The organism is Microbacterium esteraromaticum (genome assembly GCF_017303215.1).
Taxonomy (GTDB): Bacteria; Actinomycetota; Actinomycetes; order Actinomycetales; family Microbacteriaceae; genus Microbacterium; species Microbacterium esteraromaticum_C.
On the sequence record NZ_JAEMWU010000001.1, the window covers coordinates 46,421 to 62,355 of the forward strand.

The window sequence follows — 15,935 nt, forward strand, 5'->3', positions numbered from 1 at the left end:
CTCGCGCCCAATCCCCACGCGCCCACCCCCCCACCCACGAGGGGCCAAGAATCGCGCAGTCCAGCCCCTTGAACGCGACATTTCTTGACCCCTCGTGAAGAAGAGAGCTGTTGCGTGCGCTGCGTGACCCACGAGGGGTCAAATTCTGCGCAGTCCAGCCCCCTGAACGCGGCATTTCTTGACCCCTCGTGAGGAGGAGAGGTGTTGCGTGCGTTGCGTGCGCTGTGTGCGGTGCGCGCGGGCTACGCGGCGAGCACGTGCCGCAGCTGCTCGACGGCCCAGTCCAGCTCGGTCGCGCGGATCACCAGCGGCGGCGCGATGCGGATGGTCTGCCCGTGGGTGTCCTTCACCAGCACGCCGCGCTCGCGCAGCTTCTCGGCGATCTCTCGCCCGGTACCGATCGCGGGGTCGATATCGACGCCGGCCCACAGCCCCGCGATACGCACCGCGGTCACGCCGTGCCCGATGAGCGGTTCGAGAGCGGATGCCAGATGCGCGCCGAGCAGACGGGCACGCTGCTGGAACTCGCCCGTGCTGAGCATCTCGACGACCTTGGTGCCCACGGCGGCGGCCAGCGGGTTGCCGCCGAACGTCGAGCCGTGCTCGCCGGGACGGATCACCCCGAGCACATCCCGGTTGCCGACGACGGCCGAGACAGGCAGGATGCCCCCACCGAGCGCCTTGCCCAGCAGATACAGGTCGGGCACGACGCCCTCGCGATCGCAGGCGAAGGTCTCGCCGACGCGGCCGAGGCCCGACTGGATCTCATCGGCGATGAACAGCACGTTCCGCTCGTCGCAGATCTCTCGGACCCGGCGCAGGTATCCCTCGGGTGGGATGATCACGCCGCCCTCGCCCTGGATCGGCTCGATGAGCACGGCCGCGGTGTCTTCGGTGATCGCGTTCGCGATGGCATCCGCATCGCCGTAGGCGGCCACGTCGAAACCGGGCGTGTACGGGCCGAAATCGGCACGCGCCTGCTCATCGTCGCTGAAGCTGACGATCGTCGTGGTGCGGCCGTGGAAGTTACCGTCGGCGACGATGATGCGCGCCCGACCGGCCGGGATGCCCTTGACCCGGTACCCCCACGCGCGGGCGACCTTGATGCCCGTCTCGACGGCCTCGGCGCCGGTGTTCATCGGCAGCACCAGCTCTTTGCCGCACAGTTCGGCGAGGGCCGCGGCGAACGGTTCGAGCTGGTCGTTCATGAACGCGCGGCTGGTGAGCGTGACGCGGCCCAGCTGCGCGGTCAGCGCCTGCACGATCGCCGGATGCCGGTGACCGAAGTTGACGGCCGAGTAGGCGGCCAGCAGATCGAGGTAGCGCTTGCCGTCGGCATCCGTCACCCACACCCCGTCGGCTTCGGAGACGACGACGGGCAGTGGGCTGTAGTTCTCGGCGACGTGCGGTTCGAGCGGCGCGGTCGTCGAGGTCGACATCAGGACTCCCCGTCGGTCTTCGCGCCGCGCAGTTCGAGCGTGCAGCACTTGATGCCGCCACCGCCGAGCAGCAGCTCGGACAGGTCGACGGTGAGCGGGTTGTATCCGCGCTCGCGCAGCTGCTTCTCGAAGCCCTTGGCGCGCGGCGAGATGATCACGTTGTAGCCGTCGCTGGCCGAGTTCAGGCCGAACACGGCGCCGTCCTCATCAGCGACGAGGATCGCGTCGGGGAAGCGCTCGGCGAGGATGCGCTGGGATGCCTCGTCGAACGCGCCAGGCAGGTAGGCGATGTTGGCGCGCTCGGGGCCGCCGTTCTCGTGACCCACTACCGGGTCGAGCACGGTGAGCGCGGTGTCGAGGTGGTAGAACCGCGGGTCGACGAGCGTGAGCGTGACGACCTCGCGTCCGAAGACCTCGTGCACCTCGCGGTGGCTGTCACCGGCGGAGCGGAAGCCGGTGCCGGCGAGGATCACGTCGCCGGCGAGCAGGAAGTCGCCCTCGCCCTCGTTGACTTCCTGGGGCAGAACCGTGTCGAAGCCGTTCGCGCGGAACCACTCGGCGAAGGCGGGGGCCTCACCCTGGCGCTGCTCGAAGTAGAACTCGGGGACGTACGCCCGGCCGTCGATGACGAATCCGCCGTTGGCGGTGTAGACCATGTCGGGGTAGCCAGCCAGCGGCTCGATCAGCTCGACCTCGTGGCCGAGCTCGATGTACAGGTCGTACAGCTTCTGCCACTGCTCGAGGGCCTTGGCGGTGTCGGTGGGCTTGGCGGGCTCCATCCACGGGTTGATCTTGTAGCTGACCGTGAAGTGCTCGGGACGGCACATCAGGTAGCGGCGGTGGTGGGCGACGCGGGTGGGGGCGGTGGCGGTGGTGGTCTCAGGCATGGACATGGAGGCTCCTCGTGAAGGTGCGGCGGACGCTGTCCAGGGGCCCGGCGGAAGTTCGACCCGCAACACTGACGGGGAAGATGCACGTGGGCACGCCAGTGATCATTATTTCACGGGAAGGCTCACGATGCAGTGGGCGAATCCTCAGCGTGCACGACGAGTTTTCCGGCGGCGTGCCCCGTCTCGATGCGAGCCATTGCCTCGCCCGCCGCCTCGAATGCGTACTCGTCGGCGATCACAGGATGCAGGCGCCCCTGTGCCACGAGGTCGAGCAGGTTCGCGAGGATGTCCGGCTTCGCGACGGCTGCGAGGGGGCGGATGCGATGGCGCGATCCGATCGAGAGCAGAGCGGCCCGTAGCATCCGAGGGATCGGTCCGAGCACGCGTCCGCCATCGCCCCCGACGAGCACGACCGTGCCACCGGGACGAGTGAGCCGCTGCAGCGCGCGCAGCGACTGCCCGCCGGCGATCTGGATCACCGCGTCGTACTCACCGTGCGGCAGCTCGTCCACGGGGGTGTTCCGGTCGAGCACGCGTGCGGCGCCGAGCCCGGAGAGTAGCGGGTGGTGCTGTTCGCCGGACGTGGCATGCACCTCGGCACCACGGATCGCCGCGAGCTGGACGGCGAACGTGCCGACGCCACCGGAGGCCCCGAGAATGAGCACTCGGTTGCCCTCGGTGACCCCGGCGAGGTCGAGCGCCTGCCAGGCGGTTCCGCCCGCGATCGGCAGTGTCGCCGCGATCTGCGGCGGCACGGCCTCGGGTCGCGGCACGCAGCGAGCGACCGGGGCCGTCGCAAACGGCGCCAGCCCTCCGCCGCCGGGCAGTTCGGCCACGACGGCGTCGCCGACGGTGGCATCCGTCACTCCGTCGCCGAGGGCGACGACCGTACCCGCGACATCCATGCCTCGGACCGGCTGACGGGGCCCGCGCAGTCCGAAGGCGGGCCGGACGACCAGCGGGTCGCCGAGCATGATCCGCACGTCTCCGGCGTTAAGCGCGGTGGCCTCGATGCGCAGCAGCACCTCGCCGCGTCGCGGCTCGGGGGTGGTGCGCTCGTGGCGTCGGATGCCGGATGCCGGCCCGTAGCGGTGCTGCATCCAGGCGGTCATGGTGGTTGTCGAAACGGTCATGTCAATCCTCCGGGTACTGGAAGAGGTCATCGAGCCCGAGCTGGAGTGCGCGGGCGATCTGGAAGGCGAGTTCGAGCGTGGGCGAGTACTTGCCCTGTTCGATCGCGATGAGGGTCTGGCGGGTGACGCCGATGGTGCGGGCGAGTTCGGCCTGCGTGAGCCCGGCGCGTTCGCGGTGCGCGCGGATGCTGTTGGTGACCAGTGTCGGCTTGACCATCAGATGAGCCCCCGCCGGTAGGCGATCACGCGGGCGATTCCGCCGACGAAAGCCGAGACGGCGAACCCGGCGAACATGGTCTGTGCGATCCAGAAGACATCGGCGCTGACCGCGCACAGGGCGATGACGCCGAGCCCGGCGATGACCAGGAAGGCGTGCTCGACGCGTGTTCCCATGCGCGAGATGTCGCGGTCGCGGATATCGGTGGCGGCGACCGCGTCTCCCTCACGGGCACGGGCGATGAGCGCCCAGACCGCGATGATCAGCACCGTGAGCACGATGCCGGCACCGATCGTCCACAGCATGATCGGCAACCACGATGCCGTGGGATCGGAAGCACCCACGAGCACCACCACATATACGGGGATCGTCAGCACCAGGCTGATCAGTCCGGCCCAGGCGGCCCGTTCCTCAGCGACCATCACACACCTCCGTGTAAAAGATTCTTTACACGGAGGCTACGCCTACCCGCGGCGCGATGTCAAGAATCTTTTACATGGGCCGCGGTCGCCCCGTTCAGGTCGCAATATCTCCCGCAACATCACCGCGGAAGCGGCACAAATTGCGACCGGAACGACCGCTTGCGACGAGAACACCCCGCGCGGGCCGGCTCAGATGACCCCGGCGCTCCAGTCGTCGGGATCCCCGAAGCGGTGCGCGGTGATCGAGATCGCCTGCTCGTGCACGAACGGCAGCAGTTCCAGCCGCCCGGCCGTAGTCACCTCGTTGTCATAGACGGCGAGATCCGGGTCACCGGCCACCGCACGCGCCAGATCCGCGTGCAGCGCCGCGACGGCCTCGCGCGATCCGACCAGTCGCACGCGCCCGGCATCCACACGGCCCGAAGCCCCGGCATCCGACGTCACGGCATCCACCCCTCCGGAGTGGACCGCACCGCCGCGCCGCGCGATGCGGTCGATCCACTCCGCGTCGCTCTCGACCGCGATGAGCACCTCCAGGTCGCTGAGCTGCCCGCGCACGCCGGCGGGAAGGCCCGCCGGCACCGACAGCACGAACGGCGCTCCCGCGCGGATGCCGGCGAACACCACCCGCAGCACTTCGTGCAGCCCGGCATCCGACGTCGCACGCACCGTCACCGGAACCGGCCGGTACCGGAACAGATTGCGTTCGACCCCCAGGTGAGAGACGTCACGCACCTGACCGAACTCGCGATCCCACGCGACGGCGTCTGAGAGCGCCGCCTGCCGCAGCCACTCGAACTCGTCGAACCCGAGCGAGGGCTGCGCCGCCTCGATCAACGTCGAGATGCGGGTGTCGAGACCCCGCAGATGCAAGGTGCTCGACACCTTGCCCCGCGACTGCGAACGCCAGCGCCCCAACCCGACCAGGTAGTTCGGCCCGCCGGCCTTCGCTCCGGGTCCGACCGACGAGCGCTTCCACCCTCCGAATGGCTGGCGCTGCACGATCGCGCCGGTGATGCCCCGGTTCACGTAGAGGTTGCCGGCCTGCACCCGGTCGAGCCAGAGCTCGAGGTCAGCGGGGTCCTGCGTGTGCAGTCCCGCTGTCAGCCCGTAGGCCACGGCATTCTGCATCTCGATCGCGTCGCTCAACGTCGCCGCGTGCATCACCCCCAGCATCGGCCCGAAGAACTCCTCCAGGTGTGTGCGCGAGCCCGGCTGCACCCCGGCACGCACGCCGGGACTCCACAGCCGCCCGCTGTCATCGAGCGATCGGGGGCGGATCAGCCACTTCTCGTCACCCTCCAGGTCGTTCAGCGCCCAGGCGAGCTTGCCCTGCGGCTGCTCGATGACCGGGCCGATCTCGGCTGTGGGGTCCGACGGCCAGGCCACCCGCATCGACTTCACGGCATCGGCCAGTTGCCGCACGAACCGCTTGGAGCGGCCCACCGGACCGACCAGAATCGCCAGCGACGCCGCCGAGCACTTCTGCCCGGCGTGGCCGAAGGCGCTGCGCACGAGGTCGGCGACGGCGAGATCGAGATCGGCGGTGGGGGTGATGACGATCGCGTTCTTTCCGCTGGTCTCGGCCAGCAGCGGCAGGTCAGGACGCCACGAGCGGAACAGCGCCGCGGTGTCCCATGCGCCGGTCAGGATCACCCGATCGACCGACGGGTGCGCGATGAGCCGGCGTCCGAGTTCGCGTTCACCGAGGTCGACGAGGGCGAGCACGTCCCGCGGGACACCCGCCTGCCACAGCGCCTCGGCGATGACGGCGGCGCACCGACGCGCCTGATGGGCGGGCTTGAAGACGACCCCGGATCCCGCCGCCAGCGCGGCAAGCACACCGCCGGCGGGAATCGCGAGCGGAAAGTTCCACGGTGGCGTGACCACCGTCACCTGCGCCGGCTCGAAACGCGCGCCACTGACCGCGTCGAGCTCACGCGCGCGGCTGGCGTAGTACTTCGCGAAGTCGACGGCCTCACTGACCTCGATGTCGGCCTCCGAGAACACCTTGCCCGTCTCGACGGCGGCGATCTCGATCAGATCGCCGCGTCGCGTCTGCAGCGCGACGGCGGCACGCTGCAGGATCTCGGCACGTTCGGATGCCGGACGCGCGCCCCACTGGGCACCGCCGGCCTGTACGCGGTCGAGTGTCTGCTCCAGCATCCGCTCGTCGTCGATCCGCGCGGCACGCACCGAGTCAAGGCCCAGGGCGCACGCGTCGGGCTCGGCGACGCGTGCGAGGATGCCGCGCGCCCACTCGCGGTTGGCGGGCAACGCCGGATCACTGTCCGGGGTGTTCTCGAAACCGGGGGCACCTGCGGTGCCGTCCACCGCGACAGCCAGCTCGTGACGCGCGTACACGGCGGTCTGCAGAAAGGCGTCGCCGTCATCCTCCGACCCTCGGGCGATATCGAGCACGACGCCGGTGAGGTCTTCGCGCTCGACCGCCCGGCGCGGTGCGGGGCGCACGGATTCGTGCGCCGGTGCGTTGCGGTCCTGGGTGCGCCGCGGCCCGATCTGCAGGGTGCGGTCGTCCTTGCGGGTGAGCGAATCCACGAAGCGCAGCCGCTCACGCTCGAACAACGAAGGATCCTCGGCGAGATGGAACGCCGCCGAGAGGAAGTTCGACGGCGACGCGTTCTCATCGAGACGGCGCACGAGATAGCTGATCGCGACGTCGAACTCAGCGGGATCGACCACGGGCACGTACAGCAGAACCTCGCCGACCTCGCGGGCCACGGCCGCCACCTGCCCCTGCGCCATGCCGAGCAGCATCTCGAACTCGATGGCGTCGCGCACCTCGCGCTCCCCCGCCAGCAACCACGCATAGGCGATGTCGAAGAGATTGTGCCCGGCGACGCCGATGCGCACGGCGGCGGCGTTGCGGGGCGTGAAGGCCTCGTCGAGGCAGCGCAGGTAGTTCGCGTCGGTGTCGAGCTTGGTGGTGTACGGGGCCTGCGGCCAGCCGTGCATCACGGCATCCACCTTCTCCATCGCGAGGTTGGCGCCCTTGACGAGCCGCACCTTGATGGGCGCACCGCCATGGTCGACGCGGTCGCGCGCCCAGGCGGTCAGCTCGCGCAGCGCGGGCAGCGCGTCGGGCAGGTAGGTCTGCAGCACGATGCCCGCCTCAAGGCGCTTCAGCCGTGGGTCCTCCAGCAGACGCGTGAACACCGCGACCGTCAGATCGAGGTCGCGGTACTCCTCCATATCGAGGTTGATGAACGTGCCGTTCGCCGCGGCGGTCACGTAGAGCGGCAGAAGACGCTCGATCACCTGGTCGACGATCTCGTCGAACGCCCACATCGAGATGCGGCTGATGATCGCCGACACCTTCACTGAGACGTAGTCAACGTCGTCGCGGCGGATCAGCGCGTGAATGCCGTCGAGCCGGCGCTTCGCCTCGGCCTCGCCGAGCACCGCCTCGCCGAGCAGGTTGAGGTTGAGCCGAGAGCCCGAGACGCGCAGCTTCTGCAGCGCGGGTCCGAGCTTGTCGGGTCGCGCGTCGACGATGAGATGGCCGACCATCTCACGCAGCACGCGCCGTGCGATCGGCACGGTGGGCACGGGCAGCAGCGGGGCGACGCCCCCGCCGAGCCGCACCACGCCGCGCAGGTACCAGGGCAGGAAGTCGGGCGCGAGCGTCGCGACCCGATGCAGATTGGATGCTGCCGCCGACGCGCTCTCCGGGCGCATCACCCCGTCGACGAAGCCCAGGGTGAAGGGCATCCCCTTCGGATCCTGCAGCACTCCCGCGAGGCGCTCGGCGGCCGGGTCGACGTGCTCATCGGCGGCCTGCAGAACCCAGCGCGCGGCGAGTTCGACGGCCGCTTCCGCCAGGTCGCTTCCGGTGGGCGATGACGACTGCTCTGCCATGTGTCCACACTAGGCGCGTGCCGGCGTCAGGGGCGGGTGATGCGCGCCGTGTCAGTTCCAGGTGCTGGGCGCGGGCGCCTTCGTCGGCGGCAGGGCGACCGCCGCGGCCCAGTCGTGGATCCACTCCTCGATGTCGGGAATGCCCTCGGGGCGCCCCACAGCGGCGAAGAGCTCTTCGTGGCTCACCGTGCCACCGCTGCGTCGCAGCATCCGCGCCCGTACGATCACGCGGGCATAGACCTCGCCGTCGACGACGGCGCGGTGCTCGAGGAAGACCGCCTTGTCGTCGTGCCCGATCATGCGCGACTCGACGTCGAAGCGCTGCCAGAGCTCCAGCGACTTGCGGAACGTGACGGTCTCACTGGAGACGACGGCGTACCAGCCGCGCTGCTTCATGGAGTCGAACAGGCCGGTGCGGATCAGCAGGTCCCAACGGCCCAGGTCGAACAGCGACAGGTATCGGCCGTTGTTCATGTGCCGCAGGATGTCGATATCGGTGGGCAGTGTGGTGAGCCGGACCGTCCCCACGTCGGTGGGACCGAGCGTGCCGTCGCGGCGCACGCGCCGCCGCGCCTGGAGGATCACGAGGAGGGTGCGCCAGATCACATTCACAAGTGGCGATAGTAGTGATCCACGATGCATGTCCCAACTTCGTTGGCGGGTTTCCACACACGAGGGGGTGTGTGACGGGCCGATTTCACCTCTTGGGCCCTCGAGCGTAGAGTCGCGGCATGAGCGCCGAAGCCCAGCCCGAGATCATCGTCCGTCCGGTCCGCGACGTGGATGCGGAAGCCCTCGGTCGCGTGCACGCGCAGACGTGGCACGAGACCTATGACCACCTGATCAGCAAGGCGGCGCTGGAGCGCATCTCACCGCGCCGCATGGCCGAGCTCTGGACGAACTGGGCCCGTCAGGGCGAGGACTTCAAGATGAGCGCCGCACTCGTCGACGGCGAGATCGTCGGCTTCGTCGGCTCGGGGCCTGCGCGCGACAAGGATGCCCCCGCGTTCCGCGAGCTGTACTTCATCTATCTGCTCGACGAGTACCACGGCACCGGCATCGGCCAGCAGCTCTTCGACGCGGCCGTCGAGAAGGAAGAGCCCCTGTACCTGTGGGTCGCCGAGGACAACCCCCGGGCGCACCGCTTCTACGCCCGCAACGGGTTCTCGCTCGACGGCGCCAGCCACACCGAGCCCTTCCTCGGCGAGACGCTGACCGAGGTGCGCTTCGTACGCTGAGCGCATCGCTCTTCGCGTCGACACCCCGTGTTCGCGCCGAGACCCCCTGCTGCAGACGTCTGCAGCAGGGGGTCTCGGCGTCAGGTGGGGGTGTCGGCGGTCCTGTCCCGTGGCCTGGCCCGGGACCGGCCCGGCCCGGCCCGGGGCGGGGTGGACCGGGTCGGATGCCGGGTCACAGCGCCCGGATGATGTCCTCCACCCGTTCCTTGGCGTCGCCGAACAGCATCTGGGCGTTTTCGCGGAAGAACAGCGGGTTCTGCACGCCCGCGTAGCCCGCGGCCATCGACCGCTTGAACACGATCACGTTCTCGGCTTCCCACACCCGCAGCACGGGCATGCCGGCGATCGGGCTGCCCGGGTCCTCGGCGGCGGCCGGGTTGACCGTGTCGTTGGCTCCGATCACCAACACGACGCTCGTCGAGGCGAGGTCGTCGTTGATCTCGTCCATCCCCAGAACGATGTCGTACGGCACCTTCGCCTCGGCCAGCAGCACGTTCATGTGCCCCGGCAGGCGCCCCGCGACGGGGTGGATGCCGAAGCGCACGTCGACGCCGCGCTCGCGTAGCTTCGCGACCAGGTCGGCGACGGGGTACTGGGCCTGTGCGACCGCCATGCCGTATCCGGGGGTGATCACGACCGACTGCGCCTGCGACAGCAGACTGGCGGCGGCCTCGGCGTTGAGTTCGCGGTGCTCGCCGTGGTCGACGTCGTCGGAGGCGGAGGCTGTGATGCCGAAGCCTCCGGCGATGACCGACAGGAACGACCGGTTCATGGCCTTGCACATGATGTACGACAGGTACGCACCCGACGATCCGACCAGCGCGCCGGTGACGATGAGCAGATCGTTGTTCAGCAGGAAGCCGGCCGCAGCCGCCGCCCAGCCCGAGTAGCTGTTGAGCATCGAGACGACGACGGGCATGTCGCCGCCGCCGATCGAGGCCACCAGGTGCCAGCCGAGGGCGAACGACAGCAGGGTCACCGCCACCAGCAGCCAGAGCTGCTGGTCGAGCACGAACCACACCGTCAGCACGACGAATGCGATCAGCGCGCCGACGTTGAGCAGGTTCTTGCCCGGCAGCACCAGCGGACGCGACGACATCCTGGCTGACAGCTTCAGGTACGCCACGATCGAGCCGGTGAAGGTCACACCACCGATGAAGATGCCGATGAAGACCTCGGCGTTGTGGATGTCGACCAGTTCGGCCGGGATCGACGCGTGCGAGAGGTGGCCGTTCCATCCGACCAGCACCGCGGCAAGGCCGACGAAGCTGTGCAGCAGGGCGATGAGCTGCGGCATCTCGGTCATCTTGACGACCTTGGCGCGCCACAGGCCGATCGCCGCACCGACCAGCACACCGACGGCGAGCAGGCTCAGGCCGAGGGTGGCACCGCTGCCGCCCCAGGCGTCGGCGACGGTGAGCGCCAGAGTGGCGCCGAGGGCGATCGTCATGCCGACGATGCCGTAGACCACGCCCGCGCGGGCGGATTCGTGGCGGCTGAGCCCGGCCAGGCTCAGGATGAACAGCAGGGCGGCGGCGATGTAGGCCGCGCCGGCGAGTGCGTCGACGGTCACTTGTGGTCGCCCCCTGTCGTCTTGCCGAGTGTGAACATGCTGAGCATGCGGCGGGTGACGGCGAATCCACCGAAGATGTTGATGCTCGCGACCAGTACGGCGACGGCGGCGAGGGCCTGCACGATGGGGTTGGCGTCGGTGATCTGCAGCATCGCTCCGACCACGATGACGCCCGAGATGGCGTTGGTGACCGACATCAGCGGGGTGTGCAGCGCGTGGTGCACCTTGCCGATGACGTAGAAGCCGACGACGACGGCGAGCATCAGCACGGTGAAGTGCTGCGGCAGCGGTGCCGGGGCGAACGCATTGACGAGGAACAGCGCGGCGATGCCCACGACGATCAGCGCGATCTTCTTGCCGGCGCTCATCTTCTTGGGCTCGGGAACGGGTTCTGCAGAGGCGGCGAGTGCCGCCGGGGCCGGGGCGGCGGCGACCTGCACGGGCGGGGGCGGCCAGGTGACCTCACCGTCGCGCACCACGGTGACCGCGCGCTGCACGACATCGTCGAAGTCGATGGTGAGCGTGCCGTCCTTGCCCGGGGTGAGCAGCGCGACCAGGTTGGCGACGTTGGTGCCGTACAGCTGCGAGGCCTGCGCGGCCAGCCGCGAGGCGAGGTCGGTGTAGCCGAGGATGATCACGCCGTTGTCGGTGACGACGCGCTCGCCCGCCACCGAGCCCTCGACGTTGCCGCCCTGCGCGGCGGCCATGTCGACGATCACGCTGCCCGGCTTCATCTGCGCGACGTCGGATGCTGTGATGAGCCGCGGCGCTGCGCGCCCCGGGATCAGCGCGGTGGTGATGATGATGTCGACGTCGGCGGCCTGCTCGGTGTAGATCTCGGCGGCGCGGCGGTCGTAGTCGGCGCTGGTGGCCTTGGCATAGCCGTCGGTGGACTTCTCGACCGCGACGTCGACGGCCAGGTAGGTGCCGCCGATCGACGACACCTGGTCGGCGACCTCGGGTCGCGGATCTGTGGCGCGCACGATGGCGCCGAGGCTGGATGCTGCTCCGATCGCGGCGAGTCCGGCGACGCCGGCACCGGCGACGAGCACCTTCGCGGGCGGCACCTTGCCGGCCGCCGTCACCTGCCCGGTGAAGAAGCGGCCGAACTCATGGGCGGCCTCGACGACGGCGCGGTAGCCCGAGATGTTGGCCATCGAGCTGAGCACGTCCATCGACTGCGCGCGCGAGATACGCGGAACCGCGTCAAGGGCGAGCGCCGTGATGTCGCGCTGGGCGAGCTTCTCGATCAGCTCGGGCTTGAGCGCGGGTGAGAGCAGCGCGATCAGGGTGGCTCCGTCGGCCAGGGCGGCGATTTCCGCATCCGATGGCGGGTTCACCTTGAGGACGACGGGGCTGCGCCACGCCTGCTCCGCTGCGACGATCGTCGCACCGGCCTGCCGGTACTCGTCATCCGGGTACGACGATCGCTCGCCCGCCCCGCTCTCGACGGCCACTTCGTAGCCGAGCTTTCTCAGGGTCTGCACGGTGGCCGGGGTGGCAGAGACACGTGTCTCCTCCGGGCCTTCCCGCACGATTCCGATCTGCGTCACTGCGATCCTTCCGTCCCGACATCACTGTCGGCCTCAGCGTTTTGCTCAGACTACTGACCGATCGAGAAGGAATGAGGGGAAATCTGCTCTGTGACCGCTGAAAATCAGGCGAAATTGATCAATGGAGAAAGCGAGAGGCCCCCGTGCTCAGCACGGGGGCCTCTCAAGAAATGCGTGGCGTCAGCGCCCGGACACCTGCCCGAACAGCTTCGCGATCGGCGCCAGCACCAGCGGGCGAGCGGCGAACCAGCCGGCAGCGACCACGACCATGGCTCCGACAAACACCCAGAAACCGGTCCAGACATCCGCATAGGCGATGCCATCGACCGAGCCCTGCGCGGCGAACATGTGGTTCAGGTTGCGCAGCGCACCGGTGAGGAACACCAGCGCGACGTGCACGATGATGAACGCCACGAAGTACAGCATGACGGGGAAGTGCAGAGCACGCGCCCACTCGACCGGGTAGGCCTTCGACAGCTTCTCGGCCTTCTTCGGCCACAGCCCCGACATGCGGAACCCAGTGATCACTGCAAGGGGCGCGGCGATGAACACCGTCGTGAAGTACGCCAGCTGCTGCAGGCTGTTGTAGTTCACCCAGCCATTCTCGGTCGGCCAGTCGAGCGAGATGTACTGCAGCAGGGCCGAAAGCGCGTTCGGGAAGACCTCCCAGCTGGTGGGCACAATGCGCACCCAGTGGCCAGTGACGATGAGCAGCACCACGAAGATCACTCCGTTGACGATCCACAGGATGTCGAGCGACTGGTGGAACCACAGAGTCAGGCTGATCTTGCCCTTGCTGTTGCCGCGCGGCGCCCAGAACACGGTGGGCCGCTTCTCGGTGCGCACCCCGAGCCCCGAACGGATGATCAGCACCATCAGGAAGATGTTGAAGAAGTGCGCCCAGTTGACCCACGGCGCGAAGCCCGGTTCGGTCTCGAACGCGGGGTGGTACTCGCCGGGGTAGGCGGCCAGGAAGTCCTGCATGAACGGCAGAGTGAGGAACGCCCGCACCAGGAACACCCCGGCCGTGGCCAGCAGACCGAGTGAGGCGAGTCCCAGCAGTCCGCCGATGGCCTGCGGCCACGTCGGGCGCAGCTTCGAGGGCTGCGCGACGGGCTGCGAAGCATGCCGCGGCGCGCGTCCCTGCCAGACAGTGCGGGTGAACGGCAGCGGCGTCGACAGGTCGGGGCGGTCGGATGCCACGGCCACCGCAGTCTGGGTGGACGGGGCTTCCGTCACCGCAGCCTCGGCGACAGCATCCGACGACGCGACGACCGCGGCGACCGAAGCGGTACCGGCGGGCGGCCACGGGTCGCCGCCGGCGACGCGCGGCAGGCCGCGGCGCAGCTCGGCGCCCGGCGCGGTGGCTGCGGCGGCGGTCGCCTGGGGCGCGGCAGCCGCCGCCGGGGCGACGGCTGCCGCGGGCGCCTCGGTCACGACCGGGGAGGGTGCGGCCATCGCGGGTGCCGGAGCAGCAGGTGCCGGAGCAGCGGATGCCGGCGGCCAGGGATCTCCCCCGGCGACGCGCGGCAGACCACGACGCAGGCTGGCGCTCGGTGCTGCGGCGGTCGCCGGCGCAGCACTCGCCGGCGCAACGCCGACCGATGCGGCCGCCGGCTCGGCCGCGGGCGCGGCGGGAGCGGACTCCACTGGCGCGGGCGCGGCGGCAACCGCCTCCGCGACCGGCATATCGTTCACGTTGTCAGCGCCCTCGACGGTCACCTCGGTGACGGGAGGCCAGGGCTCTCCGCCGTTGATCCGCGGCAGTCCGCGGCGCAGCATCCGCGTTCCCATGGTTAGTTCTTCCGCGCTTCGAGCGCCTCGATCAGCTGCGGCACCACAGTGAAGACGTCACCGACGATGCCGAAGTCGGCGACGTCGAAGATCGGCGCCTCGCCGTCCTTGTTGATCGCGACGATCGTCTTGGCGGTCTGCATGCCGGCGCGGTGCTGGATCGCGCCCGAGATACCGAGCGCGATGTACAGCTGCGGCGACACCGAGACGCCGGTCTGACCGACCTGATGCGCATAGGGGATGTACCCGGCGTCGACCGCCGCCCGCGAGGCGCCGATGGCGGCACCCAGCGTGTCGGCGAGCTGCTCGACGAGCACGAACTTCTCCTTCGAGCCCAGGCCGCGGCCGCCCGAGACGACTCGCGCGGCACCACGCAGCTCGGGACGCGACGAGGTCTTCTCTTCGGCCACGATCTCTCCGGTGCTCGCGGCGACCGCATCGGACACGGTAACCGCGAGCTCCTCGACCGTGAGGTCGGCGGCCTCGGCGCGGGCATCCACAGCGCCCTGACGGACGGTGATGACCGGGGCACCGAAGGTCGGGGCCGAATCGGTGAGGAACGAGCCGCCGTAGACGGAGTGCTGGGCGGTGACGCCCTCGTCGTCGCGGGAGACGCCGATGGCATCCACCGACAGGGCGAGCTTCTCGCGCACGGCGAAACGTCCGGCGACATCGCGGCCGGCGATCGAGTTCGAGATCAGCACGGCATCGGGCTTCACCTGTGCGTAGGCGGCCTGCAGCGCGTCAACGACCGGGACGGTCAGCTTGCCGGCGTCACCGGCGGCCGTGAGCACGACCTGCGCTCCGGCCGCTGCGGCGGCATCCGCCGCGGCGGGGCTGCCACCGACGATCAACGCGACGGGAGCACCGATGGTGGATGCCGCACCGATGAGCGCCGCAGTGCTGCTGGCGGCATTGCCGGCGGGGTCGACGTCGACGAGGACGAGGATCGGGTTCGCGGGGTACGCCATGTCACACCAGCCTGTTCTGTGCGAGGAACTCGACGAGCTGAGCGGCGGCGTCGCCCTCGTCGGTGATCTTGACACCGGCCGCCCGCGGGGGCTTCTCTGCGACCGTCGTCATGATCGCGCGAGGCGCCAGAGCGGGATCCGCCGAGACGCCCAGGTCGGCCAGCGAGAGCACCTCGAGCGGCTTCTTCTTGGCCGCCATGATGCCCTTGAAGTTGGGGAAGCGCGCGTCGGGCAGCGCCTCGGTGATCGAGATGACCGCGGGCAGTGCCGCGGTGATCTGCTGCGTGCCGTCGTCGCCGGTGCGGGTGCCGACGACCCGTGCGTCGGAGATCTCGATCTGGCTGAGCGCCGTCGCCTGCGCGAACCCGAGGTGCTCGGCGAGCATGGCGGGGATGACACCGCCGGAGCCGTCGGTCGAGAGGTTGCCGGTGATGACCAGGTCGGGCTCACCGCGGCGGATCGCGGCGGCGAGCACCTCTGCGGTCAGCGTGAGGTCGGCGCCGCGCAGATCCTCATCGACGACGTGCACGGCAGATGCCGCGCCGATCGCCAGGGCACGACGCACGGATGCTGTCGACGACTCCGGCGCCATCGAGAGGGCGACCACCTCGGTGCCGGCGTTCTTGTCGGCGTACGAGAGCGCGGCTTCGAGAGCACGCTCGGTGATCTCATCCAGTACGACATCACCCGAACGATCAGCCAGTCCCGTCTCGAGATCGAGCTTTCGGTCACCGTAGGTGTCTGGCACTTCTTTCACCAGGACATAGATCTTCATCGAGCCTCCTTACGCCGGATTCGAGTCTACCTGCGAGCGTACCTGAGATTC

General features: G+C 69.4%; 13 protein-coding genes. 1 reads left to right on the plus strand and 12 read right to left on the minus strand.

The window, feature by feature from the left end:
• Window positions 1-242 precede the first annotated feature (242 nt).
• The 7 genes from rocD to JF543_RS00215 all read right to left on the minus strand — a co-directional run bounded on the left by rocD (window position 243) and on the right by JF543_RS00215 (window position 8,592).
• Window positions 243-1,439: an ornithine--oxo-acid transaminase gene (gene rocD / locus JF543_RS00185; protein ID WP_206822402.1), complete on the minus strand. Its 1,197-nt coding sequence runs from the start codon at window positions 1,437-1,439 to the stop codon at window positions 243-245.
• Window positions 1,439-2,326 (minus strand): dimethylargininase, encoded by an 888-nt coding sequence (gene ddaH, locus JF543_RS00190; RefSeq protein WP_412098035.1) that lies wholly within the window; start codon window positions 2,324-2,326, stop codon window positions 1,439-1,441. The genes rocD and ddaH overlap by 1 nt, the downstream gene beginning before the upstream one ends.
• Window positions 2,327-2,451: 125 nt before the next feature.
• Entirely contained in the window at window positions 2,452-3,462 is a 1,011-nt protein-coding gene (locus JF543_RS00195) for an NAD(P)-dependent alcohol dehydrogenase (protein WP_206821600.1), read from the minus strand.
• A 1-nt stretch (window position 3,463) separates the two neighbouring features.
• Entirely contained in the window at window positions 3,464-3,679 is a 216-nt protein-coding gene (locus tag JF543_RS00200; protein WP_179409874.1) for a helix-turn-helix transcriptional regulator, read from the minus strand.
• Window positions 3,679-4,101: a hypothetical protein gene (locus JF543_RS00205; RefSeq protein ID WP_206551129.1), complete on the minus strand. Its 423-nt coding sequence runs from the start codon at window positions 4,099-4,101 to the stop codon at window positions 3,679-3,681. Before JF543_RS00205 ends, JF543_RS00200 begins: the two co-directional genes overlap by 1 nt.
• Window positions 4,102-4,290: 189 nt before the next feature.
• Complete coding sequence (locus JF543_RS00210) at window positions 4,291-7,980, minus strand: proline dehydrogenase family protein (RefSeq protein ID WP_206822404.1); 3,690 nt, start codon at window positions 7,978-7,980, stop codon at window positions 4,291-4,293.
• 51 nt (window positions 7,981-8,031) lie between these two features.
• A complete protein-coding gene (locus JF543_RS00215; RefSeq protein WP_179409871.1) occupies window positions 8,032-8,592 on the minus strand; it encodes an acyl-CoA thioesterase in 561 nt (186 codons plus the stop codon).
• 119 nt (window positions 8,593-8,711) lie between these two features.
• On the opposite strand from JF543_RS00215, the gene JF543_RS00220 reads away from it, so the two are divergent.
• On the plus strand, window positions 8,712-9,218 hold the full coding sequence (locus JF543_RS00220; RefSeq protein WP_179409870.1) for a GNAT family N-acetyltransferase: 507 nt from the start codon (window positions 8,712-8,714) through the stop codon (window positions 9,216-9,218).
• Between the two features lie 172 nt (window positions 9,219-9,390).
• Here the strand turns inward: JF543_RS00220 and pntB are convergent, their stop codons facing one another.
• The 5 genes from pntB to JF543_RS00245 form a co-directional block, all read right to left on the minus strand.
• Window positions 9,391-10,791 (minus strand): Re/Si-specific NAD(P)(+) transhydrogenase subunit beta, encoded by a 1,401-nt coding sequence (pntB, locus tag JF543_RS00225; protein ID WP_179409869.1) that lies wholly within the window; start codon window positions 10,789-10,791, stop codon window positions 9,391-9,393.
• Window positions 10,788-12,344 (minus strand): Re/Si-specific NAD(P)(+) transhydrogenase subunit alpha, encoded by a 1,557-nt coding sequence (locus tag JF543_RS00230; RefSeq protein ID WP_206822405.1) that lies wholly within the window; start codon window positions 12,342-12,344, stop codon window positions 10,788-10,790. The genes pntB and JF543_RS00230 overlap by 4 nt, the downstream gene beginning before the upstream one ends.
• 180 nt (window positions 12,345-12,524) lie before the next feature.
• The gene (locus tag JF543_RS00235; protein WP_206822406.1) at window positions 12,525-14,138 is read right to left on the minus strand and encodes a cytochrome b/b6 domain-containing protein; all 1,614 of its coding nucleotides are present in this window, start codon (window positions 14,136-14,138) and stop codon (window positions 12,525-12,527) included.
• Between the two features lie 2 nt (window positions 14,139-14,140).
• On the minus strand, window positions 14,141-15,109 hold the full coding sequence (locus tag JF543_RS00240; protein WP_206822407.1) for an electron transfer flavoprotein subunit alpha/FixB family protein: 969 nt from the start codon (window positions 15,107-15,109) through the stop codon (window positions 14,141-14,143).
• Between the two features lies 1 nt (window position 15,110).
• On the minus strand, window positions 15,111-15,884 hold the full coding sequence (locus JF543_RS00245; RefSeq protein ID WP_206822408.1) for an electron transfer flavoprotein subunit beta/FixA family protein: 774 nt from the start codon (window positions 15,882-15,884) through the stop codon (window positions 15,111-15,113).
• Window positions 15,885-15,935: the final 51 nt, after the last annotated feature.

Coding starts and splice junctions, on each gene's coding strand:
- rocD (WP_206822402.1), bottom strand. CDS start 1,439: ATGTCGACCTCGACGACCGCGCCGCTCGAACCGCACGTCGCCGAGAAC.
- ddaH (WP_412098035.1), bottom strand. CDS start 2,326: ATGCCTGAGACCACCACCGCCACCGCCCCCACCCGCGTCGCCCACCAC.
- JF543_RS00195 (WP_206821600.1), bottom strand. CDS start 3,462: ATGACCGTTTCGACAACCACCATGACCGCCTGGATGCAGCACCGCTAC.
- JF543_RS00200 (WP_179409874.1), bottom strand. CDS start 3,679: ATGGTCAAGCCGACACTGGTCACCAACAGCATCCGCGCGCACCGCGAA.
- JF543_RS00205 (WP_206551129.1), bottom strand. CDS start 4,101: ATGGTCGCTGAGGAACGGGCCGCCTGGGCCGGACTGATCAGCCTGGTG.
- JF543_RS00210 (WP_206822404.1), bottom strand. CDS start 7,980: ATGGCAGAGCAGTCGTCATCGCCCACCGGAAGCGACCTGGCGGAAGCG.
- JF543_RS00220 (WP_179409870.1), top strand. CDS start 8,712: ATGAGCGCCGAAGCCCAGCCCGAGATCATCGTCCGTCCGGTCCGCGAC.
- JF543_RS00235 (WP_206822406.1), bottom strand. CDS start 14,138: ATGGGAACGCGGATGCTGCGCCGCGGACTGCCGCGGATCAACGGCGGA.
- JF543_RS00240 (WP_206822407.1), bottom strand. CDS start 15,109: ATGGCGTACCCCGCGAACCCGATCCTCGTCCTCGTCGACGTCGACCCC.
- JF543_RS00245 (WP_206822408.1), bottom strand. CDS start 15,884: ATGAAGATCTATGTCCTGGTGAAAGAAGTGCCAGACACCTACGGTGAC.